This window comes from Streptomyces sp. TS71-3 (genome assembly GCF_018327685.1).
GTDB lineage: Bacteria > Actinomycetota > Actinomycetes > Streptomycetales > Streptomycetaceae > Streptomyces.
The window spans coordinates 786,496-812,918 of sequence record NZ_BNEL01000001.1 but is presented as its reverse complement, the minus strand read 5'-3'; the positions used below and the strand labels follow the sequence as shown (position 1 = coordinate 812,918).

At 73.5% G+C, this 26,423-nt stretch carries 18 protein-coding genes; 3 read left to right on the top strand and 15 right to left on the bottom strand.

Annotated features, from left to right (window positions below; genetic code table 11):
- Position 1: 1 nt before the first annotated feature.
- The 3 genes from Sm713_RS03480 to Sm713_RS03470 form a co-directional block, all read right to left on the bottom strand.
- On the bottom strand, positions 2-1,270 hold the full coding sequence (locus Sm713_RS03480) for a glycine betaine/L-proline ABC transporter ATP-binding protein (protein WP_212908214.1): 1,269 nt from the start codon (positions 1,268-1,270) through the stop codon (positions 2-4).
- Positions 1,267-2,784, bottom strand: a complete 1,518-nt coding sequence (locus Sm713_RS03475; RefSeq protein WP_212908213.1) for a GMC family oxidoreductase — start codon at positions 2,782-2,784, stop codon at positions 1,267-1,269. Before Sm713_RS03475 ends, Sm713_RS03480 begins: the two co-directional genes overlap by 4 nt.
- A 566-nt stretch (positions 2,785-3,350) precedes the next feature.
- Entirely contained in the window at positions 3,351-4,853 is a 1,503-nt protein-coding gene (locus tag Sm713_RS03470) for an aldehyde dehydrogenase family protein (RefSeq protein WP_212908212.1), read from the bottom strand.
- A 200-nt stretch (positions 4,854-5,053) separates the two neighbouring features.
- Here Sm713_RS03470 and Sm713_RS03465 point away from each other — a divergent pair, with 200 nt between their 5' ends.
- A complete protein-coding gene (locus tag Sm713_RS03465; protein ID WP_212908211.1) occupies positions 5,054-5,959 on the top strand; it encodes a hypothetical protein in 906 nt (301 codons plus the stop codon).
- A gap of 254 nt (positions 5,960-6,213) precedes the next feature.
- Here Sm713_RS03465 and Sm713_RS03460 read toward each other — a convergent pair whose 3' ends face one another.
- From Sm713_RS03460 to Sm713_RS03430, 7 genes are all read right to left on the bottom strand, one after another.
- Positions 6,214-9,066 carry a hypothetical protein gene (locus tag Sm713_RS03460; protein WP_212908210.1) on the bottom strand — a complete coding sequence of 951 codons (2,853 nt, stop codon included), beginning with the start codon at positions 9,064-9,066 and terminating at the stop codon, positions 6,214-6,216.
- 304 nt (positions 9,067-9,370) lie between these two features.
- Complete coding sequence (locus tag Sm713_RS03455; protein WP_212908209.1) at positions 9,371-10,168, bottom strand: hypothetical protein; 798 nt, start codon at positions 10,166-10,168, stop codon at positions 9,371-9,373.
- Positions 10,169-10,237: 69 nt separating this feature from the next.
- Positions 10,238-10,681 carry a hypothetical protein gene (locus tag Sm713_RS03450; RefSeq protein WP_212908208.1) on the bottom strand — a complete coding sequence of 148 codons (444 nt, stop codon included), beginning with the start codon at positions 10,679-10,681 and terminating at the stop codon, positions 10,238-10,240.
- Positions 10,678-12,543: a hypothetical protein gene (locus Sm713_RS03445; RefSeq protein WP_212908207.1), complete on the bottom strand. Its 1,866-nt coding sequence runs from the start codon at positions 12,541-12,543 to the stop codon at positions 10,678-10,680. The genes Sm713_RS03450 and Sm713_RS03445 overlap by 4 nt, the downstream gene beginning before the upstream one ends.
- A 406-nt stretch (positions 12,544-12,949) precedes the next feature.
- A complete protein-coding gene (locus Sm713_RS03440; protein WP_212908206.1) occupies positions 12,950-13,939 on the bottom strand; it encodes a malate dehydrogenase in 990 nt (329 codons plus the stop codon).
- Positions 13,940-14,364: 425 nt separating this feature from the next.
- Positions 14,365-15,036, bottom strand: a complete 672-nt coding sequence (locus Sm713_RS03435; RefSeq protein WP_249416057.1) for a DUF3017 domain-containing protein — start codon at positions 15,034-15,036, stop codon at positions 14,365-14,367.
- Complete coding sequence (locus tag Sm713_RS03430) at positions 15,033-15,899, bottom strand: bifunctional methylenetetrahydrofolate dehydrogenase/methenyltetrahydrofolate cyclohydrolase (protein WP_212908205.1); 867 nt, start codon at positions 15,897-15,899, stop codon at positions 15,033-15,035. The genes Sm713_RS03435 and Sm713_RS03430 overlap by 4 nt, the downstream gene beginning before the upstream one ends.
- A gap of 355 nt (positions 15,900-16,254) precedes the next feature.
- Here Sm713_RS03430 and Sm713_RS03425 point away from each other — a divergent pair, with 355 nt between their 5' ends.
- The gene (locus Sm713_RS03425; RefSeq protein ID WP_212908204.1) at positions 16,255-16,929 is read left to right on the top strand and encodes a hypothetical protein; all 675 of its coding nucleotides are present in this window, start codon (positions 16,255-16,257) and stop codon (positions 16,927-16,929) included.
- Between the two features lie 169 nt (positions 16,930-17,098).
- On the opposite strand, the gene purH is transcribed toward Sm713_RS03425, so the two are convergent.
- Positions 17,099-18,712, bottom strand: a complete 1,614-nt coding sequence (gene purH, locus Sm713_RS03420) for a bifunctional phosphoribosylaminoimidazolecarboxamide formyltransferase/IMP cyclohydrolase (RefSeq protein WP_374196027.1) — start codon at positions 18,710-18,712, stop codon at positions 17,099-17,101.
- Positions 18,713-18,719: 7 nt separating this feature from the next.
- Entirely contained in the window at positions 18,720-19,382 is a 663-nt protein-coding gene (purN, locus tag Sm713_RS03415) for a phosphoribosylglycinamide formyltransferase (protein WP_212908202.1), read from the bottom strand.
- Positions 19,383-20,055: 673 nt separating this feature from the next.
- On the opposite strand from purN, the gene Sm713_RS03410 reads away from it, so the two are divergent.
- Positions 20,056-21,165: a hypothetical protein gene (locus tag Sm713_RS03410; RefSeq protein ID WP_249416055.1), complete on the top strand. Its 1,110-nt coding sequence runs from the start codon at positions 20,056-20,058 to the stop codon at positions 21,163-21,165.
- A gap of 88 nt (positions 21,166-21,253) precedes the next feature.
- Here Sm713_RS03410 and Sm713_RS03405 read toward each other — a convergent pair whose 3' ends face one another.
- The 3 genes from Sm713_RS03405 to sucC all read right to left on the bottom strand — a co-directional run bounded on the left by Sm713_RS03405 (position 21,254) and on the right by sucC (position 25,995).
- Positions 21,254-23,506, bottom strand: a complete 2,253-nt coding sequence (locus Sm713_RS03405; protein ID WP_212908201.1) for a DUF6350 family protein — start codon at positions 23,504-23,506, stop codon at positions 21,254-21,256.
- A gap of 384 nt (positions 23,507-23,890) precedes the next feature.
- Positions 23,891-24,772: a succinate--CoA ligase subunit alpha gene (gene sucD / locus Sm713_RS03400; protein WP_212908200.1), complete on the bottom strand. Its 882-nt coding sequence runs from the start codon at positions 24,770-24,772 to the stop codon at positions 23,891-23,893.
- 44 nt (positions 24,773-24,816) lie between these two features.
- A complete protein-coding gene (gene sucC / locus Sm713_RS03395) occupies positions 24,817-25,995 on the bottom strand; it encodes an ADP-forming succinate--CoA ligase subunit beta (RefSeq protein WP_212908199.1) in 1,179 nt (392 codons plus the stop codon).
- Positions 25,996-26,423: the final 428 nt, after the last annotated feature.

Sequence of the window (26,423 nt, the reverse complement as noted above, 5' to 3'; positions counted from 1 at the left end):
GTCAGGCCACCTCCCGGCCGTCCGGCGCGGCGTGCTTCAGGCCGCCCGCGCCGCCGGCGCCCCGGTGCCCGGGGCCGCCACCGTCACCGTTGCCGTTGCCGTTGCCGCTGCCGCTGCCGTTCGCGGCGATGACCTCCAGCAGCCGTTCGTGGTCGACCACGCCGAGGCACCGCCCGTCCTGCATGACGCGGACCGGGAACCCGGTGCGGGCCACCTCCCCGATGGCCTCGGAGACGGTCGCGCCGGGCGTGATCGCGGGGCCCCGGTCGGTCTCGTCGGGGTCCGCCGGGCGCATCGCGGTGCGTACCGTCAGCACCTGCTCGCGCGGCACGTCGCGGACGAAGTCCCGTACGTAGTCGTCGGCGGGCGAGCCGACGATCTCCTCGGGGGTGCCGAGCTGGACGATGCGGCCGTCGCGCATGAGCGCGATCCGGTCGCCGAGCCGCAGCGCCTCGCTGAGGTCGTGGGTGATGAAGACCATGGTGCGGCCCTCCTCGCGGTGCAGGCGGATGACCTCCTCCTGCATGTCCCGCCGGATCAGCGGGTCGAGCGCGCTGAACGGCTCGTCGAAGAGCAGCACCTGGGGATCGACGGCGAGCGCGCGGGCGAGGCCCACGCGCTGCTGCTGGCCGCCGGAGAGCTCGCCGGGCCGGCGCTGCTCCAGGCCGTCCAGGCCCACCTTGGCGACCATCTCGGCGGCGCGTTCGCGGCGCTGCGCGCGGGGCATGCCCTGGATCTGGAGGCCGTAGGCGACGTTGTCGAGGACGCTGCGGTGCGGCAGCAGCCCGAAGTGCTGGAAGACCATGGCCGCGCGGTGCCTGCGCAGCTCGCGCAGGCTCGTACGGTCCATTTCGCGGACGTTCTCGCCCTCGATGGCGATGCTGCCCGCGGTCGGCTCGATCAGCCGGGTCAGGCACCGTACGAGGGTGGACTTGCCGGACCCGGACAGGCCCATGACGACGAAGACCTCCCCCTTGCGGACGCTGAACGACACGTCGTGCACCGCGGCGGTGCAGCCGGTGCGGGACCGCAGCGCGGCCGGGTCGAGCCCGGCCAGCTCGGGGTCGGAGGGGACGCGGGCCGGCTTGGGCCCGAAGACCTTCCACAGGCCGTCCACGGCGAAGACGGGCGCCGCGGCGCCATCGGTCGGGGCGGCGCCGTCGGGCGAGGACCCGGCCGGGGCCGGCTGCTTCCCCCGGGCACCGCTTCCGGTCGGCGGACGCTGGGCGGGCGGCGGGTCGAAGGGCTGCTGGGCGGGCTGATTGCTCATCGGGCGTCCTCCCTCAGCAGTTCGGCACAGCGTTCTCCGGTCATGAGCACCCCGATCATGGGATTGACGGCGGGCAGGGTGGGGAAGACGGACGCGTCCGCGATCCGGACGCCGGTAAGTCCCCGGATCCGCAACTGCGGGTCGACGACGGCCAGTTCGTCGTCGGCGGCACCCATCCGGCAGGTGCCTGCCGGGTGGTAGACGGTGTGCGCGACCCGGCGGGCGTACTCGCTCAGCTCCTCGTCCGAGGTGATGTCAGGCCCCGGGCACACCTCGCGCTTCAGCCAGCCGGCGAGCGGCTCGGCCCGTGCGACCTGGCGGGCGATGCGGATGCCGTCGACGAGGGTGCGGGCGTCGTAGTCCTCCTCGTCGGTGAAGTAGCGGAAGTCCAGGGCGGGTTTGACGGCGGGGTCCGCGCTGGTCAGGTAGAGCCGGCCGCGGCTTCGCGGCTTGGGGATGTTCGGCGTCATCGACACGCCGTGCGCCGGGCGCCGGTAGCCCAGTCGCTCCGGGTTGTCGGTGAACGGGATCTGGTAGAAGTGGAACATCAGGTCCGGGCCCGGACGCGCCCGGTCGCGGTGGACGAACAGGCCCGCGTCGCTGTCCATCGCGGAGTTCTCCGGGATCGGGCCCCCGGTCTCCCAGACGATCACCGACTCGGGGTGGTCCTGGAGGTTCTCGCCGACGCCCGGCAGGTCGTGCACCACCGGGATGCCCAGGTCCTGGAGGTCCTTCGCGGGGCCTATCCCAGAGTGCAGCAGCAGCCGCGGGGAGTCCACGGCGCCCGCGCACAGCAGCACCTCGCGGCGCGCCGTGACGAGTTCCTCCGTGCCGTCCGCGGCGCGCACGCGGGCGCCCGTCGCCCGGGTGCCGTCCAGTTCGAGCCGGTACGCCCAGGTCTCCAGCATCAGGTGGAGGTTCGGCCGGTCCAGGAACGGGTGCAGGTACGCGACGGAGGCGCTGGAGCGCTTGTTGTCCTCGGGGTGGTAGGCCAGGTCGAAGAAGCCGGCGCCCTCGGTGAACGGCTTGGCGTTGAACCCCTCCACCCGCGGCACGCCGACCGCGGACTCGGCCGCGGTGACGAAGTCGCGGGCGATGGCGTTGCGGTCCTTCTCGTGGACGGGAACGATGTTGTTCAGCAGCCGTGCGAAGTACGCCTCCATCGGCACGGCACCCCAGCCGGCCGCCCCGGCCGCCTCCCACTCGTCCCAGTCGGACGGCAGCGGCTTGAACGCGATCAGGGTGTTGTGCGAGGAGCAGCCGCCGAGCACGCGGGCGCGGCTGTGCCTGATGTGGGAGTTGCCGCGCGGCTGCTCGGTGGTCGGGTAGTCGTAGTCGAGCTCGCTGCCGAGCAGGCCCATCCAGCGGCGCAGGGTCAGCACCTCGGGGCGGTCGACGTCACTGGGGCCGCCCTCGATCACGGCGACCTGGACGTCGGGGTCCTCGGTGAGCCGGGAGGCGATCACGGATCCGGCCGTGCCGCCGCCGATCACGACGTAGTCGTACTCGGGCATGGTCAGTCGCTCCTCCTCTGGAGGCACCTGCGGCGTGCCGCTGTGTCCGGTCCGGTTGCTGTCTCTTCTTCGCCCACCTGTCGGTGGGGGCTGCTCTTTCCGTTCCCCGCGGCCCTTCCAGGGCGCCGCCTGCGGCGGGCCGCCACGGCCAGCCCCTTGCGGGCCCTTTCGCGACCACCCCGCCGGTGGGGGCTTGTCGCGCAGTTCCCCGCGCCCCTTTCGGGCGCCGCCTGCGGCGAGCCGCTTCGTCCAGCCACTTGCGGTCTTCTCCGCGACCACCCGCCCGTCGCTGGTTGCTCGCTCCCCCACAGCCTTGAAGGCGTGGGAGGCACCCCCACCCCGCGCCCCTTTCGGGCGCCGCCTGCGGCGAGCCGCTTCGTTCAGCCACTTGCGGTCTTCTCCGCGACCGTCCGCCGGTGGTCGGTTGCTCGCGCAGTTCCCCGCGCCCCTACGGGGCGCCGCATGCGTGGCCCCGCACGTGCGCGGCGTTGAAGGGACCGGCCCCGCAGCCGCGCCTACGGAACCGTGGCCGGGGGGCTCCGTACGTGGGGCGTGCGAGGCTCGGGTCAGCCGGTGAACCACCGGACCGGCCGGGGTGCCAGGTTCTGGTAGACGTGCTTCGTCTCGCGGTACTCGGCGAGGCCGGCCGGGCCCAGCTCGCGGCCCGTGCCCGACTTGCCGAAGCCGCCCCACTCCGCCTGCGGCAGGTAGGGGTGGAAGTCGTTGATCCACACGGTGCCGTGCCGCATCCTGCGCGCCATGCGCCGGGCGCGGCCCGCGTCCTGCGTCCACACGGCGCCCGCGAGGCCGTACTCGGTGTCGTTGGCGAGCGCCAGCGCCTCGTCCTCGGTGGTGAACGTCTCCACGGTCAGCACGGGGCCGAACACCTCCTCGCGGACCACCCGCATGCCGCGGTGGCAGCGGTCCAGGACCGTCGGCTCATAGAAGTAGCCCGTGGCGGGGCGGACCGTGGACGGCTCGGGGCGCTTGCCGCCGGTGCGCAGTACCGCGCCCTCCGCCAGCGCCGACGCCACGAACTCCTCCGTGCGCTCGCGCTGCCGCGCGGAGACCAGCGGCCCGCACTCCACGCCGTCCTCGGTGCCGCGGCCGAGCCTGACGCGGGCCGCCCTGCGGGCCAGTTCGGCGACGAACGGCTCCGCGACGGACTCCTCGATGATCAGCCGCCCGCCCGCCGAGCAGACCTGGCCGCTGTGGATGAACGCGGCGTTCAGCGCCTGGTCGACCGCGGTGTCCAGGCCGTCGTCGGTGGCGCAGGCGTCCGCGAAGACGACATTCGGGTTCTTGCCGCCCAGCTCCAGCGCCACCTTCTTGACGCCCGGCGCGGCCAGCTCGGCGACCTTGGTGCCGCTGACCAGGCCGCCCGTGAACGAGACCAGGTCGACGCCGGGGTGCCCGGCGAGCCGCGCGCCCACCGGGTCGCCCGGTCCCGTGACGATGTTCGCGACCCCGGCCGGCAGCCCGGCCTCGGTCAGCAGCCGGACCAGCGCCACCGTCGTCAGCGGCGTCAGCTCGGAGGGCTTGACCACGAACGTGTTCCCCGCGGCCAGCGCCGGCGCGATCTTCCAACTCGCCTGGAGCAGCGGATAGTTCCACGGCGCGATCAGGGCGCAGACGCCGACGGGCTCGTGCACCACGACACTGTGGATGTCCGGGGAACCCGCGTCGACCACGCGCCCCGGGTCCTCCGCGCCCACCAGGTCCGCGTAGTAGCGGAAGGTGTCGGCGACGCAGTCCACGTCGGCGCGGCCCTCGCCCAGGGTCTTGCCGGTGTCGCGGCTCTCCAGGAGCGCCAGCTCCTCGCGGTCCCGGCCGAGCAGGTCGGCGGTGGTGCGCAGCACGGCGGCGCGCCCGGCTGCGGGGGTGTCCGGCCACGGCCCGTCGTCGAACGCGGCCCTGGCCGCGGCAACGGCTTCGTCCGCGTCCTCACCGCCCGCCTCGGCGACGGCCGTGAACGGCTTGCCGTCGGCCGGGTCGATGATCTCGCGCGTGGCTCCGGAGAGGGCTGCACGCCACTCCCCGCCCACGTGGATGCTCTGCTCTGCGGACACCTTCCGTATGCCTTCCGTCGCGTTCTGCTGCCGGCCGGGCCATGCCGGCGGCCGAGCGCCTTCCCGCGGTGGCCGAAACCATGCGACCTCTACACGAGATCCATGCGCGAACGTGCCGACCGCCACAGCAAGTGCGACGCCAGTGGGCGGAACCTACGCTGATGGATGCCGAAGGGGGATATATCCCAGGAGGTCCTGTGATGGCATCGACGTCGCCCAGGAAACCGAGGTCCGAGCGGACGGACCGGCGGTCTCTGCCGGAGTACCGGCGGGCCGGCTCCGCGCGCCGGCGAGGGCCCCGCCTGGCCGGGTACGGGCTCCTCACCACGGTGAGCTGCGCCGCCGTCGCGCTGGCCGCGCTGCCCGCCACGCCCAGCTCCGCGGGCGCCGAGCCGCGGACGCCGCATGCCGCCCCGGCCACCAGCGGCGGCAGCAACGGCATCGAGAAGCAGAGCGCCCAGCAGATCGCCGGCAGGAGCAGCAAGGCCCTCCAGGGCGCCTCCTCGCTGCACGCCCACCTGAACGACAAGTCGGCGCGCTCCGACCCGCGCCGGCCCAGCTCCACCGACCTGCGCCTGGACCGGAAGGGCGACTGCACGGCGGGCCTCGGCTACAGCAACGGCGGCCAGGTCTCCCTGGTCAAACGCGGCAACCAGGTCTGGCTGCGGCCCAACGACACCTTCTGGAAGACCCAGCTCCCCGGGAAGACCGGCCGGAGCGCCGCGTCGTTCCTGCACGGCCGCTGGGTGCACGGCACGACCAGCAGCAACTTCCTCCAGTCGGCGGCACGGCTGTGCGACCTGAACGGCTTCCGCAAGCAGGTGCAGACCGCCGCCATGGGTGTGGGCGCGCTGCACAAGGGCCGCGCCACCCTGGTCGCGGGCACCCGCACCGTGCCGCTCTCCGGCTCGCGCAGCGGCAGGTCCAGCACGGTCTTCGTCTCGGCGGTGGGCACCCCGTTCCCGCTGCGGGCCACCGTCCACAGCAGCCAGGCGAACGTGGACGTCACCCTGTCGGACTACAACAAGCCGGTCCAGACGAAAACGCCGCCGTCCTCGGACTCGGTCGACGTGGCAAAGCTGGAGTCCCGACTGTCGTCGGGATAGGGGCGCGCCCGGCCGGGCGAGTGCTTCGTGCCGGCGGACCGGCCTACCCCTGGGCCGGGGCGCAGCCCCGCCCTACAGGGGCGCGGGGAACTGCGCGAGCAACCACTGCCGGCAGGTGGTCCAGACACGACAGAACCAGCCCCCTCGGGACGGCGACGACCCGGCGGTCACGTCGTGGCCAGTCGCGCAGTTCCCCGCACCCCTGGGGGTAGGCCGGGGGCACCCGAGACTCCAAGGGCGCCCCACGCCGGGGCTCAGCGCGCGCCGCGCACCCGTACCCGAACCGTCGCCGTGTCCGCATGCGCGGAACCCGCACCGGTCGCCGTCATCGTCGTCGCCCCGGCAGGAGCGCCCGCCGGTATCCGTGCCGCGAAGGCCACCGTGCCGTGGCGGTCCGCCACCGCCCTGCCCAGTGACGTCGCGCCGAGGCGGAACTCGACGCTCTCCCCGGACCGGTAGCCGCGTGCCGTCACGGGCGTGGTGGCACCGGCCGTGACGGGCCCGCCGACGTCGAGCCTGCCCGGCGTCCGCGAGGCCGCGTACTCGGCGCAGGCGTCGCCGGGGACGCCGAAGGCGGGCGCCGGGTCACCGGCGGTGACCCCGTCGTCCTCGCGCACGGTGAGGGTGCCGAAGCCCTTGTCGCCCATGACCGCCCCGGACACGTCGGTCGCCGAGACCTTGAACGACGTGGTCGCGGTGGCGCTCGGCACGGTGTCCCCGTACGTGGGCACCCGCACCGCGACGCACACCTGCCCCGGTGCGAAGGCCACCTCGTGCATCGCGTCCCCGGCCCTGCCGCCCGCAGCCCCGAACGCGCTGACGTACGCGGTGACCGGGTGGTCCACCGGCCTGGACAGCACGGCGGCCACCTCGGCGGTGCCGGGCCCCGACCCCTCGTCGACGCGGGCCGGTACCACGTCCACACCCGCCAGCCGCTCGGGAACCCGCGCGCCGACCGCCCGGTCCTCCACCGAGAGGTCGGAGAGGTAGACGCCGCCCGACGGAGCGCCCTTCGTCGCGGAGAACCGCACCTCGCGGATGTCCCGCATGTTCAGACCGTGCAGCGCGGACGTGGGGATGGTCACCTGCCGCAGGATCACCTTGCGCAGCCACGGCGAGCTGACCCCCGGCATCCGGGTCACCGCCTGTGCGTTGAGCGCGGAGACGGGCGAGGACCACGTGTGCCCGGAGCCGTCCGCGACGGTGACCGCCAGGTCGGTCGCGGTGGCCACCGACTCGTCCGCGGCCATCTTCACCGACAGCTGCTGGAACCGGCGCACGTCCCGCGCGCCCGCCGGGACCGCCACGCGCACCCGGCCGCTCGCCGACGTCCACGTCATGTGCAGCATCGGCGAGGCCGGCACGTTCCACGCCCACAGCGCCGGCGACCAGTGCGGCACCGCGGCCTCGCTGAGGCCGGTGGAGCAGGACGGCAGCGGCTGCCCGAGCGTGACGCCTCCGGTGCCGCCCATGCCCTCGCAGACCGCGGCGGTGGCGTCGCCTGCGGTGCGGACAGCGGCGGAGGCGTGCTCGAAGGTGCTGATGCCGACGCGGGACCTCGCGGGCTGGGTCGCGGCCACGGTGACGTGCGCGAACGGCGTCGAGGGCGGCATCACGTCCGAGCCGTCGAACATCGGCTGGAACTGCTTCTCCCCGCCGAGCGTGAGCCGGAAGAAGCCCGAGACGTAGGCGGTGCCGACGTCGACCTGCTGCTGCGGGGTGAGCCGTGTCGTCGTCGCGGACGAGGGGTCGCACACGGGGTCGTCGGCGCCGTCGGCCGCCGCCCAGTCGTCGGCGGTGCCGGCGGGAAAGCCGCCCGGCGTCCAGATGGTGTTGAAGAAGTTGTGGTTGGCGCCCATCACGAGCACCGCGGAGCGCAGCACGTCGTCGTCGAAGGCATGCCGCGAGTCGTCGACGATGTGCTGGCCCATCAGGTTCTCCACGTCGCCGTCGCAGTACGGCAGCACCGTCGCCGTCGCCGCGTTCGGCAGGGAGATCCGGTCGTAGTCGACGGGCGCGAGCGGCAGCACCGCCTTGATCCCGAACTGCTCCGGGACGGGCAGGGCGTCGTTGAGCGTGGCGGCGGCCACGACGCCCTCGCCACCGCGGGAGTGCCCCATGATCCCGACGTCGTGGAGATCGAGCCTGCCGGCGAGGTCGGACGGCGTGATGTCTCCGTCGAGCGCCTGCGCGAGGCTGACGTCGCGGCCGGTGAACGCGTCGTGGTAGACGACGCTCTGGCGGGCGTCGGCCTTCTTCAGCATCCGCAGGGTGTCGAGGATCAGCTCGCCGCGGGCCTGGGCGCCGTAGTCGGCGGCGAGCTGGTTGTCGGTGGCGTTGATCGCGTTCGCCGACACGGAGACGACGGCGTATCCGTTGCTCGCGAGGGCGCGGGCGGGCGCGTCGTACCCCAGGTAGCTGGGGACGGGCGAGCGCTGTTCCGTGCTGTCGGGCGAGGTGCGGCAGGGCCACGCGGCGGGGTTGGGCTTGCCGGGCCCGTAGCAGGAGGTGTGGCGGCCGTGCTCGAAGATCACGACGGGCTTCCTGCCGGGGCCGTCGGGCAGGTAGACCTTGCCCTCCAGCTCGCCCCGGATGCCGCCTGTGTTGAGCAGGGGTATCGCCTGGTCGCCGAAGTCGTAGACAGCCTCGGAGACATGGTGGTGACCGGGCTCCGACGGGTCCGCCGGGAGCGTCTTCGGTGCCCCGGGCGCCTCGGGCTCGGCCGGGGGGCGGGCGGGGGACGCCGGGCCGGTGCCGGACGGTGTGGTGGCGGCCCCGGTGGTCACCGACGCCGCATGCAGCACCGAGGGGTCGGTGGTGACGAGCGACAGGGACGTGCCGTCGGCCGACTCCGTCGCGGGGCCGAGGGGGGTGCCGTCCGCCGAGAGCGTCGGGACGTCGGCGGTCATGGGCAGCGGCTTGTCGAGGTCGAGGGTGACACGGAAGCCGCCCGCGACACGGGTCACGGACCAGGGGTGGCCGGCGGCCGGTTCGCCCGCGGCGGCGGCCCCGTTGGCCTGGCTGACGCCGAGGGCCCCGAGGACGAGCACGGCGGCGACGCGGAGCGAACGCCCCGCCCGTCTCTTGCGGCAGGTGACGTGTGACAAGGTGACAGCCTCACTCTGAGCGGACCGAACGAGCCCGCCGCCACCCCCAAGCCTTGGCCAACGCCGGGCGGATCGTAACGTATGGCCGGTCTGTGGCCCTCGCGCGGCGGTCTTGTTACCGGCATGTTCCGCACTGCGGATAACTGGTTGTGCCGGGTACGCCCGGCGCCCCGAAGGGGCGCGGGGTGGGGGTACCTCCCACGCCCTTGAGGCAGTGGGGGAGCGAGCAACCGACCAGCCACCGGTGGTCCGGACACGACGCAGGCTGTCCCTCTGGGACGGAGACGCCCCGAAGGGGCAGTCTCTATCGGCCCAAGCCCGCCGCAGGCGCTTCGCACTCGGTGAGCGGCGGGCAGAACCACGCCAGCGCCGTGTTCAGCACCTGGGTCTCATCGGCCCTGCCGTCCGCCTCCGCACCGTAGGAGGCGAGCGCGTACAGCTTGCCGTCCGCCGCCTCGAAGCGGTGGTCGACGACGTGCCAGCCGCCGATGTCGGGCTCGGCGGTGAGCTTGTCGGTGACGTATTCGAGGCGGGCGCCGGGGCGGCCCTCGGCGTCCGGCATCTCCTCCAGGGACAGCTTCTTGAACCCCTCGGACTTCGGGACCTGCTCCAGGAACGTCTGCAGCGACTCGTCCGGCGAGGACTCCTGCACCTCGTAGACCTGGAGCCTGCGGGAACCGTCGGAGCTGCGGTAGTTGACGATCGGGAAGCCGTAGGCGGAGCCCGCGGTGGAGCGCTGCCAGCCGTCGGGCACGGCTATGCGGAAGCCCTCGGTGTCCTCGTCCACCTGGTATCCGGCGGGCGCGCCCGTCGATGCGGGCGAGGACGGCTCCGACGGGTAGGGCGTCGGCGATCCGCTGCCGCCGCCCGCCGTCGCACCGGAACCGGGCGGCCGGCTCGGCTGGGCCGCGGGCGGCTTCGGCTCGTCCTTCCACCCGAGCGCGTAGGTGCCGAAGCCGATGCCGCAGACGGCGAGGACCGCGACCGACACCAGCAGCGCCTGCCGCTGGCGCAGCGCGTCACGGCGACGCAGCTCGCCGAGCCGGTCCTCCTGCTCATCGCTCGCCCATTCCTGGCGGTCGGCGTCGAAGCGTCTGACCATCTCGTCCCCCTTGGTGTAACGGTGCCCGGAACGGTCCACGAGCCGGTGGTCCGCGCCGGGGCGCCGCTCCTAGCCGAGCAGCGGCGCCAGCGCCTGGATGACGGTGGCCACGGCGGAGGCGGCCGCGCCCGCCGCCGGGCCGTACGCGGCGAGACCGGCCAGCAGGCGGGCCAGCAGCGGCCGTGGCGCCTGGCCGTGCGCGGTGATCTCCCCCTGGACCTCGGTGAGTTGGGCGAGGAGCCCGCTGTCGGCACCCTCGGAGCCCGCCGCCTGCGCCTCGGCCAGCTGCCGGCGCAGCTCGGCCACGGCGGCCAGCAGCTCCTGATGTGCCTGATCGAGCCCCTGGACCGTGACGTTGGTGGACTCGGCCCTGCCGTGCTCCCCGGTGGCGACGGAGCCGCCGGACATCGAGTTGATGGTGACGGACGTGCCGCCCGGTTGCCCGGCCCCCGCCGGTGCGCCGGGAGCGGGCGTGCCCGCGCCGGGGGCGGCGGGGTCGTGGTCGGTGCTCATGCGGTGCTCCCCTCCCTGTGAGTGGCCATGCCGTGGGTGCCGGTGGCCACCGCGCCGCCGGACATCTCGCCGATGTAGAGGCTGCTGTTGATGGTGGTGATGTTCTGCTCCAGGCGGTCGGTGCGGTAGCCGCGGGCGTGCAGGGCATCGCGGACGCCCTCGCCGATCCGGTCCTGGAGGGTCCTGATGTAACGGGTCACGTCCATTTCCTGGAGCAGCGACAGCTCGTCGGTGCTGACGAGCTCGCGCAGCGAGACGCTGGGAGCGTCAGGGGCGGCCAGCCGGGGCGGGGCCAGCCTCAGCCTGAGCTCGGAGCGCAGGGTGCGCAGCGCGCCGATGCCGATCGCCATCCCCTCCATGGGGCTCGCCAGGGCCGCCCCGATGCCGTCCCGCAGGGGCCCTGCGGGCTCGGCCTCGACCAGGGCGTCGACGGCCCGGAACTCGGCGATGATCGGGCCCAGTACGTGCGGCACCACTTCGAGGACCAGCATGCCGCCCTGCGTGTGCACCCTGACCAGCAGGGAGACGACGACCTGCTCGTCCCAGGCGCCGACCCTCACCCGCAGGAAGTGGCGGCGCGCCTCGCCGCCCTCGCCGAGGGACTCGGCCAGGTGCCGGGCGACCTGGGCCGCGTCATGGATCGGCCTGGGCGGGGCGCCGTCCGCCGTGTGCAGCAGTTCGTCGCGCCCGACGCCGGACGGCAGGTACACGAACTCCTCGATCTCCAGCGCCTGGAGCCGGTCCTTGCTGGTGGCCGCCGTGGACGTGCGCAGGGCGCGCAGCTTGGGCTCGATCATCTCGATGACGTCGCGTGCGGTGAGAGTCCCCGGCCCACCCGAGGGGTGCCCGGAAGGTCCCTCGCCCGCCGCGCGCGGCGCCGGTACCGGGCCCGGCGCGGGCCCGGTCTTGGCTTCCTCACCGTCTGCTTCGGTGTCCTCGCCACCCCTGGGCTGGAGCTCCAGCACGACCAGCCAGGGCTTGCGCGTGGTGCCGGCGCCGACGAACGGGCGGTGCGGGTCGTAGAGGGTGAGCGAGGCACGCTGCTCGCGCTGGATGAGCTCGGCCGTGTGCGCGTACCGGCCGGCCAGGCGCGGGGGCTCCGCCTCGGCGAAGGAGCGCCGGGAGAGGGAGGCACGAAGGCTCCGCTGGTGGACCGACCGGTGCCACCAGACGACGACGGCGATCAGCAGCGGAAAGATGACCGGGTACGGGGTGTCGGCGATCATCCTGACGGCGGCGTACCCGTACAGGACGGCGAGGAGGCCGGCGAGCAGTCGCAGCACGGAGGCGGTGTTCTTGCGCACGCCCTTCACGGAGCCGGGCAAGGGCGCCTTCCGGAGTGCCGCCGGGAGTTCCACGGTGCTCCCGGACACCTGCCGCGCGAACCACAGCAGGACGACGACCACCGCGTACGACAGCGCCCAGCTCAGCTGGGTGAAGACGAGGCCGGGTCCCTGGACGTCCGGGCGGAACCCCGCGACGGCCTCCGGCCGGAAGAGGAGCAGCGGGAGATCGATCGCGGACAGGGGGGAGTCGCCGCCATAGGCACCGCCATAGGCATCCGACACCGCGTCCCAGGTCATGACGGCGTCGGAGACCAGGAATCCCACCCAGACGGCGAGCAGCAGCAGGGCCGTGCGCGCCTCCTCGCGGCGGGCGCCGAGGGCGTGGGCGAGCACCGGGAGCACGTCGGCGCCATAGGAGGGGGCGACGGGGCGCTGGGCCTGGCCCACCAGTTCGTCGATGACACGGGTACGGAAGGAGGTGCTGAGGCGGGCGCCCGCGCAGAGCAGGCGGGTGGCCTCGGTGTGCCTGCTGTCCCGCACGGGCCACGCGGCCCGCCGAGACGACTCGCTCTCCATCTCCGGACCCCCCGATGTCCCGATGATGCCCCGGCCAACTCCGCCCGGACAGGGCAGGGTTGGCAGAGCTGACGCGTCGGTTTCGAACACTAGCGGGGAGTGCACGGTATGGCCACGGCAATACCGTGAGCGTCACCTTGATGAGGGAATCTACGGTCCGGCGATGTGAGGGACGCCTGGAAAAGGGGCGCAGGGAACTGCGCGAGCAACCAGCCACCGGCCGTTGGTCCGGAGACGACCGAAACCGCCCCTCCGGGACGGTGACGACCTGACGTCCCCCACTGCCTGAAGGGCGTGGGAGGTGCCCCCAGTCGTGGTTGCTCGCGCCCACGCGGCGGAGCCGCACATCAACACAGCCCCGCGCCCCTCTCGGGGCACCCCCACGTAAGGGGCCACCCAGGAGGGGTCAGATCAGGCCCAGCGCACTGACCGCGTCCCGCTCGTCGCTGAGTTCCTTGACGGAGGCGTCGATGCGGGGGCGGGAGAAGTCGTTGACGTCCAGGCCCTGGACGATGCTGAACGCGCCGTCCTTGGTGGTGACGGGGAACGACGACATCAGGCCCTCGGGGACGCCGTAGGAGCCGTCGGACGGGATGGCCATGGAGGTCCAGTCGCCGTCGGCGGTGCCGTTGACCCACGTGTACACGTGGTCGATGGCGGCCGAGGCGGCGGAGGCGGCCGACGAGGCGCCGCGGGCCTCGATGATGGCGGCGCCGCGCTTGGCGACGGTCGGGATGAAGTCCTCGGCGAGCCACTTCTCGTCGTTGACGACCTCGGCGGCGCTCTTGCCGCCGATCCGGGCGTTGAAGATGTCGGGGTACTGGGTGGCGGAGTGGTTGCCCCAGATGGTCAGGCGGGAGATGTCGGAGACGGACACGCCGGCCTTCTTCGCGAGCTGGCCGAGCGCGCGGTTGTGGTCGAGGCGGGTCATGGCGGTGAACCGCTCGGCCGGTACGTCCGGCGCCGCGGAGCGGGCGATGAGGGCGTTGGTGTTGGCGGGGTTGCCGACGACGAGGACCTTGATGTCGTCCGCGGCGTGGTCGTTGATCGCCTTGCCCTGCGGCTTGAAGATGCCGCCGTTGGCCTCCAGCAGGTCACCGCGCTCCATGCCCTTGGTGCGCGGCCGGGCGCCGACGAGGAGGGCGACGTTGGCGCCGTCGAAGGCCACGTTCGGGTCATCGCTGATGTCGATGCCCGCCAGGAGCGGGAACGCGGAGTCGTCGAGCTCCATGGCCGTGCCCTCGGCGGCCTTCAGCGCCGGGGTGATCTCCAGCAGCCGCAGCCTGACCGGCACGTCCGCGCCTAGCAGCTGGCCGGAGGCGATGCGGAAGAGGAGTGCGTAACCGATCTGACCGGCCGCGCCGGTGACGGTGACGTTCACGGGAGTGCGGGTCATGGCGTTCTCCGTTGACATCTGGCGGTGGGGGGCGATGCCCCCTTGCGTGGTCTCTCGGCATCAAGAGATCCGCGGTCAGGCTATCGCGCCCGGCACGGCCCGACGGCGCAGGGGCGCCCGGCCCGCCCCGCGGCGGACGCGGAAACGGCGGCCCGCGACCGCCCCCGGACGCGGAGGAGCGGTGGCCGCTCATGCCCGGGCATGAGAACGGCGGCCGCTCAGCGCCCGGGCGGGGAGGGGCGTGAGCGGCCGCCGTCGGGGGTGTGGCCACTCCCGTGGGGGTAAGACTCGCGTTCCCCGGATCGGCCGAAGCATTCCCCGCTTCTCACGAGTCTTCATGAGATCCGGCTCACGGAATCCGCGCCGCGGAACGGGCGTTGGCGGAACCGCCGGCCGGCCCCTCAGTCGCTGGCCGGCCCCTCAGTTCACTTGATGGTGAAGTGCAGCATGTCGTCCAGGAACGGTATCTCCAGCCAGGGGTGCGGCTGGGCCATCATCGCCAGGAGCGCTATCACGACACCGAGCACCCCGTAGGTGACCATGTCGGTGAAGCGGGAGCGCACCGCCAGCATGCCGACCGACGGCAGCGCCCAGCGCATCAGCGCGCCGCCGATCAGGCCGAGGCCGGCGAGCAGGGTGCCGGCGCGGAAGAAGTCGAACGCGGTCAGCAGGAGGCCGAGGCCGAAGAGCAGCAGCACCGTGAGCACCGGCCACTGGCGGGCCGGCGCCGGAGCGTCCCCGGACGCCGCACGGCCGCCGCCCTCGGGGCGCGCGGTGTCCTTGGTGAACAGCGGGAAACGGCGCGAGCGCTGCGGCCGCGCGCCGGCGGACGGCGCGGCGGCACTGTCCGTGCCCGTCTCCGTACCGCCCCCCGCACCGGACGGCGCCGGCTCCGCGCCCGTTCCCGTCCCCGCCTCGGCCGCACCGACTCCGCCGGCCGTCCGCCCCGCCTCGGCCGCACCGGCCGCGGCAGCGGTCCGCCCCGCCTCGCCGGTGCCGACCGCGTCAGCCGTGCGCCCCTCCGCTGCCGTGCCGGCCACCTCGGCCGTCTCGACCGCGTCAGCCGTGCGTCCCGCCGCCCCGGGCTCGCCCGTCACGACGCCGCACCCCCGGCCCCGCGCTCGGCCGACTCGACGACGTTGACCAGGAGCTGGGCCCGGGTCATGGGGCCGACGCCACCGGGGTTCGGGGAGAGCCAGCCGGCGACCTCCGCGACCCCGGGGTGCACGTCCCCGACGATCTTGCCGTTCTCGTCGCGGGAGACGCCCACGTCGAGCACCGCCGCGCCCGCCTTGACGTCCTCCGGCTTGATCAGGTGCGGCACGCCCGCGGCGGCCACGATGATGTCGGCCCGCCGCAGGTGCGCGGCGAGGTCGCGGGTGCCGGTGTGACACTGGGTGACCGTGGCGTTCTCCGAGCGGCGGGTGAGCAGCAGCGGCATCGGACGGCCGATGGTCACGCCCCGGCCCACCACGACGACGTCCGCGCCCTTGATCTCCACGCCGTGCCGGCGCAGCAGCCGGATGATCCCGTACGGGGTGCAGGGCAGCGGGGCGGGCTCGCCGAGGACCAGCCGGCCGAGGTTCATGGGGTGCAGGCCGTCGGCGTCCTTGGCGGGGTCCATCAGCTCCAGCACGCGGTTCTCGTCGATGCCCTTCGGGAGGGGCAGTTGGACGATGTAGCCGGTGCAGGCCGGGTCGGCGTTGAGCTCGCGGACCACCGCCTCGATCTCCTCCTGGGAGGCGGTGGCGGGCAGCTCGCGCTGGATGGAGGCGATGCCGACCTGGGCGCAGTCGCGGTGCTTGCCCGCGACGTACTTCTGGCTGCCCGGGTCGTCGCCGACCAGCAGCGTGCCGAGGCCGGGCAGCACGCCCTTCTCCTTGAGCGCCGCCACGCGGGCGGTCAGGTCGGACTTGATCGCGGCCGCGGCGGCCTTGCCATCGAGAATCTGGGCGGTCATGCCCCCATCCTCCCGGATGAGCCTGTCGCGGTTCCAATCCGGTCCCGGCGGCGGTCGCACGCGGGGGTCCGCCACGGGCGCCGCGGGCCCTGCCCGGCCCCCTACGGGGCGTGCCCGGTCGCCCACAGGGCCCGTCCAGCCCCCCGCACGACCTGCGCCCGGCCCCGTTCCCATGATCGGTGAGGTTGCGCTTACACAACACATTCGGAATGCGGCTGGACAATATGCTCGGCCTTTTATAACGATTGACGATGCAGTACCGCGGACTGTGCCGGGGGGACGGGGCCGCTTCCATACCGCCTTCCTCCTTCGCGCGAACCGCGCCGTCCCCGCACTTCCACGGAGGAACCGTCCGATGAGCTTCGGCGAACCGAACAACCCCTACGGCCCACCACCCGAGCAACCCCCGGGCCAGGGCTATCCCCCGGGGCCTCCGCAGCCCCAGGGCCAGCCCGGTTACGGGTATCCGCAGGCCCCGCAGGGCCAACCCGGGTACGGCTACCCGGGGGCCCCGCAGGGGCAGCCCGGTTACCCGAACCCGAACCAGAACTACCAGAACTACCCGGGTTATCCGGCCTACCCCGGCGGACCGGGCATGCCCATGGAGATGCCGGGCCTGATGAAGACGGCCCGGGTGCTGCTCTTCATCCTCGCCGGCCTCCAGATCCTGTTCGGCCTCATCGCGGGGATCGTCATCGGCGCCCTCCAGGACGCGTCGAACGTCGTGGGCAGCGGCGAGTCCAGCAGCGTGGCGGCGGGCCTCGGTATCGTCCTCGCGTTGGTGCTGCTGGCGCTCGGGGTGCTGTCGATCTTCCTCGGCGTGAAGTTCAAGACCGGCGGCGGCGCCATCCGCGTCGTGACGATCGTCTACGCGTCGCTGATGATCGTCGGCGGCATCGGGAACATGGTCAACGGCGCGAACGGATCCGCGACGTTCGGCGGCATCATCTCGCTCGCCATCGCCGGCATCATCCTCGCGTCGATGGTGGGCGGGCGGGCCACCGCCTGGTTCAACCGCCCCAGGTACTGACCCCGAACCGGTTCCGAACGGTTCGCGACCCGCGGCGAGCCGCGGTACGGACACCGCTCCCGGGGTACGAGCGTGCTTCACCGGCACGCTCGTACCCCGCGGGTCCTCCGGGCCCGTCCGGCCCGCGTCGCACCTGAGCGGAACCCGCGCGGAGCCCACGCGGAACGCCTCAGTGGAAGAAGTGCCGCGTCCCGGTGAAGTACATCGTCACGCCCGCCTTCTGCGCCGCCTCGACCGCCTGCTCGTCGCGGATCGACCCGCCCGGCTGGACGATCGCCTTCACGCCGGCGGCGATCAGGATCTCCGGCCCGTCGGGGAACGGGAAGAACGCGTCCGACGCGGCGAACGAGCCCTGGGCGCGCTCGGCGCCCGCGCGCTCCACGGCCAGCTTGCAGGAGTCCACGCGGTTGACCTGGCCCATGCCGACGCCCACGCTGGCGCCGTCCTTGGCGAGCAGGATCGCGTTGGACTTCACGGCCCGGCAGGCCCGCCACGCGAACGCCAGCTCGCGCAGCTCCGCCTCGGTGAGCGCGTCACCGGCCGCCAGCGTCCAGGCCGCCGGGTCGTCGCCCTCGGCCTGGAACCGGTCGGCGGCCTGGAGCAGCGCGCCGCCGTCGATGCCGCGCACCTCGACCTCGGCCACCGGGCCGCGGGGAGTGCGCAGCACCCGGATGTTCTTCTTCTTGGTGAGCGCCTCCAGGGCGCCGTCCTCGTAGCCGGGGGCCACGATGACCTCGGTGAAGATGTCCGCGACCTGCTCGGCCATCTCCTTGGAGACGGGGCGGTTGACGGCGATGACGCCGCCGTAGGCGGAGACCGGGTCGCAGGCGTGCGCCTTGCGGTGCGCCTCGGCGACGTCCGCGCCGATCGCGATGCCGCACGGGTTGGCGTGCTTGATGATGGCGACGCACGGCTCGGAGTGGTCGTACGCGGCGCGCAGGGCGGCGTCCGTGTCCGTGTAGTTGTTGTACGACATCTCCTTGCCGTGCACCTGCTCCGCCTCGGCGAGGCCGCCGGTGCCGTCGACGTAGAGCGCGGCGCCCTGGTGCGGGTTCTCGCCGTAACGCAGCACGTTCTTCCGCTGGTAGACGGCGCCGAGGAAGTCGGGGTGGCCGGTGTCGTCGGCCGGGGCGTACCCGTCGGCGAACCAGGTGGCGACGGCGACGTCGTACGCGGCGGTGTGCTGGAACGCCTCCGCCGCGAGGCGTTTACGCGCCGTCAGGTCGAAGCCGCCCGCGCGGACCGCGGCGAGCACGTCGCCGTACCGCTCGGGGCTGGTGACGACGGCGACGGAGGGGTGGTTCTTGGCGGCGGCGCGCACCATGGAGGGGCCGCCGATGTCGATCTGCTCCACGCACTCGTCGGGCGAGGCGCCGGAGGCCACGGTCTCCCGGAACGGGTAGAGGTTGCCGACGAACAGCTGGAACGGCTCGATGTCCAGCTCCTCCAACTGCCGGCGGTGGTCGGCGAGGCGGAGGTCGGCGAGCAGGCCGGCGTGCACGCGCGGGTGCAGCGTCTTGACGCGGCCGTCCAGGCACTCGGGGAAGCCGGTCAGGTCCTCGACCTTGGTGACGGGTACGCCGGCGGCGGCGATCCGGGCCGCGGTGGAGCCGGTCGACACCAGCTCGACGCCCGCCTCGTGCAGGCCGCGCGCCAGGTCCTCCAGGCCGGTCTTGTCGTAGACGCTGACCAGCGCCCGCCGGATGGGCACGCGCGAGCCGTCGCCCCCGGTCGAACCTGCTGCACCGCCGGTACCCGCTGTGCCGGTGGTCTCGGTGGTCACGCCCTCATCACTCATCGGGCAGCATTACCTTTCGTCCCTCGATGCGGTAGCCGTGCCGGGCCAGTCGCCCCACGACATCGACGAGCAGCCGTCGCTCGACGTCCTTGATGCGCTCATGGAGGGCGGCCTCGCCCTCCTCGGTGTCCTCCTCGACCACCTCGACCGCGCGCTGCGCGATGATCGGTCCCGTGTCGACGCCGTCGTCGACGAAGTGGACGGTGCAGCCGGTGACCCTGGCGCCGTACGCCAGCGCGTCCCGCACGCCGTGCGCCCCGGGGAAGCTGGGCAGCAGCGCGGGATGGGTGTTGACGGTCCGGCCGCCGAACCGGGCGAGGAACTCCTTGCCCAGGATCTTCATGAAGCCCGCGGAGACCACCAGGTCCGGCCGGTACGCGGCGACGGCCGCGGTGAGCGCCGCGTCCCACTCGGCACGGCTCCCGTGGTCCGCCACGCGGCACACGAACGTGGGCAGCCCCGCGCCGCGTGCACGCTCCAGACCGGTGGCGGAGTGCCGGTCGGCGCCCACGGCGACGATCCGGGCGCCGTACGCCTCGGGGCCGCGGGCCGCGACGGCGTCCAGCAGGGCCTGAAGGTTGGTGCCGGAGCCGGAGACCAGCACGACGAGGCGCTTGACGGCCTCAGTGGGAGCCACGGTGGGGCCCTTTCTCACAGAGCTGTTGCGGTCACGGGCGGTGCCGGGACCGCCCGGCGGCCGGCCCGGCCAGCGGTGGGCGGCGGGCGGCCGTACGGCGTTGTACGTCCGCCGGGCCGCACGGGTTCGCGGGGCCGTACGAGGACTTCGCCTCCCGGAGTACGGGTACGGCGAACCTCACGAAGCGGCCGACGCCACAAACGATACCGGCACCGCGCAGCGGCCCCCTCGCCACGGATACGTGACCTGGAGGTAGCGTCTGGGGTGGCTCCGCAAGGACCGTCATGGCTCAGGGCACCGACAACGCGCCTCATGGACAGTTCCGAACGCAGCTCCATGGACAGTTCCACGGGGGGACGGGTACGACTCCACAGGGGAACGGCACGACTCCGTACGGGAACGCTGCGGGTGCTCCGGTCGTTGGCAGGGCAGGGTCGTACCAGGGCCCTGGTCCGGTCCGCGGCGCTGTCACCGGCGGGCCGGCCGGTACGGGAGCGGGCCGGGCCCGCGCCGCGCTCGGTGCCCGTGGAGCCACCGGCACGCCCGGTACGCCTGGTCTGCCGCGTGCGCCATGTGCACCGTGCATGCCGTGCACGCCGGGTACGGACAGACAGACGGACAGACGGACAGATCGACACAACACCATCGCTCACGACCGAATCGCTCACGACCGAGGGAAGACACACCTCCGATGCCCCTAAGCCTCCGCCTCCTTCAGCTGCCCACGCAGCCCTGCGCGCCCGGGGCGCCGTGGGGCGGTGAGCGCGGGGCTCCCCTCCTCCGCGAGCAGCACTCCGCGTCGCAGCGGGGCCGCTCGTACGCGGATTCGCAGGAGACGGGTGAGCAGGGCACGGCGGGTCCGGGGGCGGAAGGCGCGGAAGGCGCCGCCGCCGCGGCCGGTACGGCGACCGGGTCCGGCGCAGCGCCCGGTCCGGGCGGGGAGCACGGCACGGGTACGCAGGACGCGGGCACGACGGACGGCTCAGGCTCGGCGGGCGGCTCGGATGCGGGCAGTGGCGCGCGGAGGCGCGGACGGGCGCGCGGGCAGGAGGACAACCCCTTCGCCCCGCCGCCCGAGGGCACGCCGGACCGGCCCTGGCAGCCGCGGCCGCCCGCGGGCGGCTCCGGTTCGCACTCCGGTTCCGGCGAGGACCGCGGCGGCCGCTCCCCCTGGGGCAGCCAGTGGAGCAACCAGCAGCCCGGCCGGTCCACCGGCCGGTTCGGCGAGCGGCCCGGCAGCCAGGGCGGCCCCGAGGACCCGTCGGGACAGGGAGGCAGCGGTCTGCGCTGGGACCCGACGGACCCGGCGCAGCGGCGTGCCCGGTATGCCCTGCTGAGCGGCATGTGGGCGTTCTTCTTCGCGCTCTTCGGATGGCGGGAGCTGGCGCTGCTGCTCGGTGTCCTGGCGCTCTACTGGGGTGTCAGCTCGCTGCGCGCCAAGCAGCGCAAGCCGGACCCCTCGGCGCCCGCCGCCGCGGCGGCCGGGCAGTCCGGGGCCGCCGCGGCGGCCGGGCAGTCCGGGGCCGCGGGCTCGGCTGCCCCCGGTGGTTCCGCTGCGGCTTCCGCGTCCGGTTCTGCATCCGGTTCCGTGTCCGGCGCGCGCCCGCAGACCACGGCCGCGGTCAGCGGGCTGGTGACGGCGTCCCTGGCACTGGCGATGGTCGCCGCGACCTTCACGGCACAGTTCGTCTACCACGACTACTACACGTGCGTGAACGACGCGCTGACCTCGTCGGCCAAGCACTCCTGCGACCGCCTCCTGCCGGAGGATTTGCGGGCGATCCTCGGCGCGCAGGGATAGGACCCCGTCCGAGGTTCCGTCCCTGGGGAGCGAGGGGGGCGAGGTGCCGGAGCGGCTTTCGCGGCCGCAGTGTTTCGCGCCCGCCGTGTCAGTGGCCGGCGTGCCGGCGTCCGCCGGGCCGGAGCGCCCACGCAAGCCGTCTGAGCACCCGGGCCCGGGCGCGCACCCGCCACGCCCGCAGGATCAGCACGGCCGGCGTCCCCACGACCAGCGTCCACGCCGTGGCCGCGACACCGGGCTGCCACCAGATCGGCCCGAAGCGGGCCAGTTCGCGCACGCCCATGGGCCCGCCCGCGAGAGCGCACAGCGCGGCCGTGAAGGCCCCGCACAGCACCGCCGCGCCCATCGCGACCAGCGCCGTACGCCCCCAGCTCCAGGCGTCCTCCCGCTCCCCGTACGCCGGTGCCGCGGCATTCGCCGTGCGCCACGCCAGCGCGAGGCCCCCGGCGAGCGGCACCACGCCCACAGCCCAGGTGAACGGGGCTCCGTAGCCCTCGGCGGGCAGCACGGGCAGGCGCGGCGCACCCGGCAGGAACGGAACCGGGGCGGTGCCCAGCGGGGCGATCAGATGGCTCGTACCGAGCAGGAAACCGGGCCCGAGGGCGAACGACGCCCCGAAGACCGCCACGTTCGGCACCAGCGCGAGCACCAGCAGGGCGACGGCGGCCCGGCCCGCGTTGTCCTGCGCGAGGTGCAGGAACGCCGTGCGGGCCTCCTGCTGCCGGTACAGCAGCGGGATCAACGCGAGGAGCACGCCGCCGGTGAGCAGCACGTAGGTGGCCGTGGTGGCCGCCCGCACGGTCGCCCGCAGCCGCCTGCGCGCCATCGCCCGCTCCGACGGCCCGGCAACGGCAGCGGCGTCCCGGGCCACCTTTGCGGCGGTGGTCTTGGGGCGGGGCGGGGTGCGGGGCGGCTTGGGGCGGGAGGGTTTGTCGCTTGTCTTGGTGGGGGGTGGCGGTTCGCTCGTTCCCGTGGGGGAGGGTGCGGTGCTTGTCCCGGCAGAGGAAGCCGGCTTGCCTGTCCCGGCTGGCGTGGCTGCGGTGCTCGTTCCGGCGGGGGTGCCCGCCTTGCCCGTCTGAGCAGGGGAGGCCGTGTTGCTCGTTCCGGCAGAGGAGGCCCGGTCGCCCAGGCCGCTGCGGGATGGCTCTTCGGGGTCCCCGGCGGGGGACGCGTCGTCGGCCTTCCCGGCGCGGGACGGCTCGTCGTTCGCCGCGGCGCATGGCTCTCCCTCGCTCGCCTCCGCTTCGGGCGCATCCTCACTCGGCCCCGTGCCCGGCCCGTCCTCACTGGTCGGACGGCCCGGGGCCGGGGGCCCCTGATCGGTCGCGGAGGGTTCGGTGCCGCCGGAATCCGCCGTGACGGTTCCCGGCGCCTTGGCGAGGGCGAGCGCGGGAGCGGGGCGGCGCGTGCCGGAAGCCGAGGTGGGCGCGTTCACCGCGGGCGCGGGGTCCGTCGCCTGGCCCCGGTCCGGGCTCGTGGGCACGGAGCGGTGCAGGACGATGGCGCCCCGGCCGACCGTCAGCGCCGACTGGGGCGCCTCGGGAGCGGCGGGGCGGGTTCTGCGGACCGCGGGGCGCCAGGTCCGGCGGGCCCGCAGGCCCCGTACGGTGCGGTGCGCGCGGGCCGGGCGCGCGGCACGCAGGCGGGCGCGGGCCCGCCACACGCCCGCCGTGACCACGAGCCCCAGCAGCACCGGCATGCGCACGCCCGCGCTCGCCCAGACGGGCCGTAGTGAGCCTCCACTCGCGTACGCCGCGGTGACCGCCGCGACCAGCAGGTATCCCGTCATCACGCCCCACCACGCGGAGTGCGCCGAGGGCCAGACGGACCGGACGGCCGCGCGCCGCGCCCCGCGGCCCCTCTCGCGCGCGGCCCGCGCACCGGCACCCGTGCGCTCTGGACCCATGCCGTCCGCGCCCGTGGGGGCGGGGGCCGCGGTACGAGGGTGTCCGGCGCCGTCGTCCGTCTCGGGGCTCGCCGCGTCGCGGGCCGCCCGGTAGGCGAGCCAGAGCGGCAGGACCGCCAGCAGCAGCGGGGTGACCGCCACGGGGGCCGGGGCGCCGGAGTGGCCGCCGTGCCTGAGGAGTTCGACGCCGTGCGCCAGGAGCCACAGGGACGCCGCCACGTGCAGCGCGCCGTGCAGGCCGCTGTCCGGGTAGGGGGAGGTGATCCACAGGACCATCACCAGGGTGACCACCAGGCCGAGCCCGAGCCCCGCAGCCAGCGCCCCGCCGGCCAGCGCGGCCAGGGGGCCGGGCGAGCGCTCCGGGGCCTGGGAGAGCTCGGCGAGCAGGGGTGGCAGGGAGACTCGGCGGTTGATCATCTGGGGCACGTCGGCCATGGTCCCAGCGAGTCGGGCATTTACGGCGCAATGCCCTCATAACGGAAGTGTCGTCTGCCGGTGCCCGGCGACACGGGGCTCCGCCCCGGCCCACCCAGGGGGCGCGGGGCTGCAACCCCACGTACGGGCCCGCCCCACAAGGGGCGCGGGGAACTACGCGAGCAACCACCCACCGGCCGGTGGTCCGAACACGACAGAATCAGCCCCCTCGGGACGGTGACGACCTGACGGCATCGTCGTGGCTGATCGCGCAGTTCCCCGCACCCCTGGGTGGGCCGGGGCGCAGCCCCGATCAGAGGCGCCCCCGAGGGGGCCGTCCGCACCCCAGCAAAAGGGCCCGCCCCCAACGCGGGAGGCGGGCCCTGCTCGGCGTCAGCCGAATACTCAGCCGAGGAGTTCGCGCGCCAGTCGCGCCGTCTCCGTCGGCGTCTTGCCGACCTTCACACCGGCGGCCTCCAGCGCCTCCTTCTTCGCCTGGGCCGTGCCCGACGAACCGGAGACGATGGCGCCCGCGTGGCCCATCGTCTTGCCCTCGGGGGCCGTGAAGCCCGCGACGTAGCCGACGACCGGCTTGGTGACGTTCGCCTTGATGAAGTCGGCCGCCCGCTCCTCCGCGTCGCCGCCGATCTCGCCGATCATCACGATCAGGTCGGTGTCGGGGTCGGCCTGGAACGCCCCCAGCGCGTCGATGTGCGTGGTGCCGATCACCGGGTCGCCGCCGATGCCGATGGCGGTCGAGAAGCCGATGTCACGCAGCTCGTACATCATCTGGTACGTCAGCGTGCCGGACTTCGAGACCAGGCCGATGCGGCCGGGCTTGGTGATGTCGCCGGGGATGATGCCGACGTTGGACTGGCCGGGCGTGATGATGCCGGGGCAGTTGGGGCCGATGATCCGGGTCTTGTTGCCCTTCTTGCCGGCGTACGCCCAGAAGGACGCGGAGTCGTGCACCGCGATGCCCTCGGTGATCACGACGGCCAGCGGGATCTCCGCGTCGATCGCCTCGATGACGGCGTCCTTGGTGAACTTCTCGGGAACGAAGATCACCGTGACGTCGGCACCGGTCTTGTCGATGGCGTCCTTGACGGAGCCGAAGACGGGGATCTCCGTGCCATCGAAGTCGACGGAGGTGCCGGCCTTGCGCGGGTTCACGCCGCCGACCACGTTGGTGCCGTCGCCGAGCATCAGGCGGGTGTGCTTCATGCCGGTCGCCCCGGTCATGCCCTGGACGATGACCTTGCTGTCCTTGGTGAGGAAGATAGCCATGGCTTGCTGATCGTTTCCTTGTCGTAAGGGTGGGGGACGCGCGGTCAGCGCGCGGCGGCTGCGAGCTCGGCAGCCTTGTCGGCCGCGCCGTCCATGGTGTCCACCCGCTGGACGAGGGGGTGGTCGGCGTCGGAGAGGATCTTGCGACCCAGCTCGGCGTTGTTCCCGTCGAGGCGCACGACGAGGGGCTTGCTGACGTCCTCGCCCTTGTTCTTCAGCAGCTCAAGGGCCTGCACGATGCCGTTGGCGACCTCGTCGCAGGCGGTGATGCCGCCGAAGACGTTGACGAAGACGGACTTGACGGCCGGGTCGCCCAGGATGATCTCCAGGCCGTTGGCCATCACCTGGGCGGAGGCGCCGCCGCCGATGTCGAGGAAGTTCGCGGGCTTCACGCCGCCGTGCTGCTCGCCGGCGTAGGCGACCACGTCGAGCGTGGACATGACCAGGCCCGCGCCGTTGCCGATGATGCCGACCTCGCCGTCGAGCTTGACGTAGTTGAGGTTCTTGGCCTTGGCGGCGGCCTCCAGCGGGTCGGCCGCGGCCTTGTCCTCCAGGGCCTCGTGGTCGGGCTGGCGGAAGGCGGCGTTCTCGTCCAGGGAGACCTTGCCGTCCAGCGCGATGACCTTGCCGTCGCCGGTCTTGACCAGCGGGTTCACCTCGACCAGCAGGGCGTCCTCGTTGACGAAGACCGTCCACAGGGTCTTCAGCACCTCGACCACCTGGTCGGTGAGCTCGGCCGGGAACCTGGCCGCCGCGACGATCTCGCGGGCCTTCTCGTCGGTGACGCCGTCGATGGCGTCGACCGGGACCTTGGCGAGCGCCTCGGGGTTGCTGACCGCCACCTCCTCGATCTCCACGCCGCCCTCGACGGAGGCCATGGCGAGGAAGGTGCGGTTGGTGCGGTCCAGCAGGAAGGAGACGTAGTACTCCTCCGCGATGTCCGCCGTCTCGGCCAGCATGACCTTGTGGACCGTGTGGCCCTTGATGTCCATGCCGAGGATCTGGCCGGCCTTGGCCACCGCGTCCTCGGGGTCGGCGGCCAGCTTCACGCCGCCGGCCTTGCCCCGGCCACCGGTCTTCACCTGCGCCTTGACGACGGCACGGCCGCCCAGTCGCTCGGCCACCGCGCGCGCCGCCTCAGGCGTGTCGATGACTTCACCGGCCAGCACCGGTACACCGTGCTTGGCGAAGAGGTCCCTCGCCTGGTACTCGAACAGGTCCACGCGCGTCCGTCCCTATCGTGATCTCGCCATATGGCGTCGGCTGCCTGCTCCCCCACCGCCTTGAGGGCGGGGGAGGCCCATCTCGTGGGCGTGCCGCGAGGGGCAACGTGACTGCGCTGTCACCGCTGTCTCTGCCGTCACTTGTCACTGCTCGGGATCTCCCGGTGCCCCAGGGGTCCGGGAGGTGCCCCCGGCCGGGTCCGAGCGGACCGGGGAGTGTCCTCTCCGGCACCCTCGGTGCCTGGCAGGAGGCGCCGGGTGGCGTACTCCGTGACCGGGCACGCGGCATGTCCGGTTGGCAGGCTATCGCCGTACGCAGGCGCTCCCTAAATCACGGATCACACGACGGCGGTGATACCGGTCACAGGGTGCCGACAGTCACCACTCCACCAATTGTGGACGACTCGCGCCCGAACCATCACACAACC

Excerpts from the sequence above, each read along its gene's own strand:
- Sm713_RS03480 (WP_212908214.1), bottom strand. The coding sequence starts at position 1,270 with ATGAGCAATCAGCCCGCCCAGCAGCCCTTCGACCCGCCGCCCGCCCAG.
- Sm713_RS03440 (WP_212908206.1), bottom strand. The coding sequence starts at position 13,939 with ATGACCCGCACTCCCGTGAACGTCACCGTCACCGGCGCGGCCGGTCAG.
- Sm713_RS03450 (WP_212908208.1), bottom strand. The coding sequence starts at position 10,681 with ATGAGCACCGACCACGACCCCGCCGCCCCCGGCGCGGGCACGCCCGCT.
- Sm713_RS03445 (WP_212908207.1), bottom strand. The coding sequence starts at position 12,543 with ATGGAGAGCGAGTCGTCTCGGCGGGCCGCGTGGCCCGTGCGGGACAGC.
- Sm713_RS03455 (WP_212908209.1), bottom strand. The coding sequence starts at position 10,168 with ATGGTCAGACGCTTCGACGCCGACCGCCAGGAATGGGCGAGCGATGAG.
- Sm713_RS03410 (WP_249416055.1), top strand. The coding sequence starts at position 20,056 with ATGCCCCTAAGCCTCCGCCTCCTTCAGCTGCCCACGCAGCCCTGCGCG.
- Sm713_RS03405 (WP_212908201.1), bottom strand. The coding sequence starts at position 23,506 with ATGGCCGACGTGCCCCAGATGATCAACCGCCGAGTCTCCCTGCCACCC.
- sucD (WP_212908200.1), bottom strand. The coding sequence starts at position 24,772 with ATGGCTATCTTCCTCACCAAGGACAGCAAGGTCATCGTCCAGGGCATG.
- Sm713_RS03465 (WP_212908211.1), top strand. The coding sequence starts at position 5,054 with ATGGCATCGACGTCGCCCAGGAAACCGAGGTCCGAGCGGACGGACCGG.
- Sm713_RS03475 (WP_212908213.1), bottom strand. The coding sequence starts at position 2,784 with ATGCCCGAGTACGACTACGTCGTGATCGGCGGCGGCACGGCCGGATCC.
- Sm713_RS03425 (WP_212908204.1), top strand. The coding sequence starts at position 16,255 with ATGAGCTTCGGCGAACCGAACAACCCCTACGGCCCACCACCCGAGCAA.
- Sm713_RS03430 (WP_212908205.1), bottom strand. The coding sequence starts at position 15,899 with ATGACCGCCCAGATTCTCGATGGCAAGGCCGCCGCGGCCGCGATCAAG.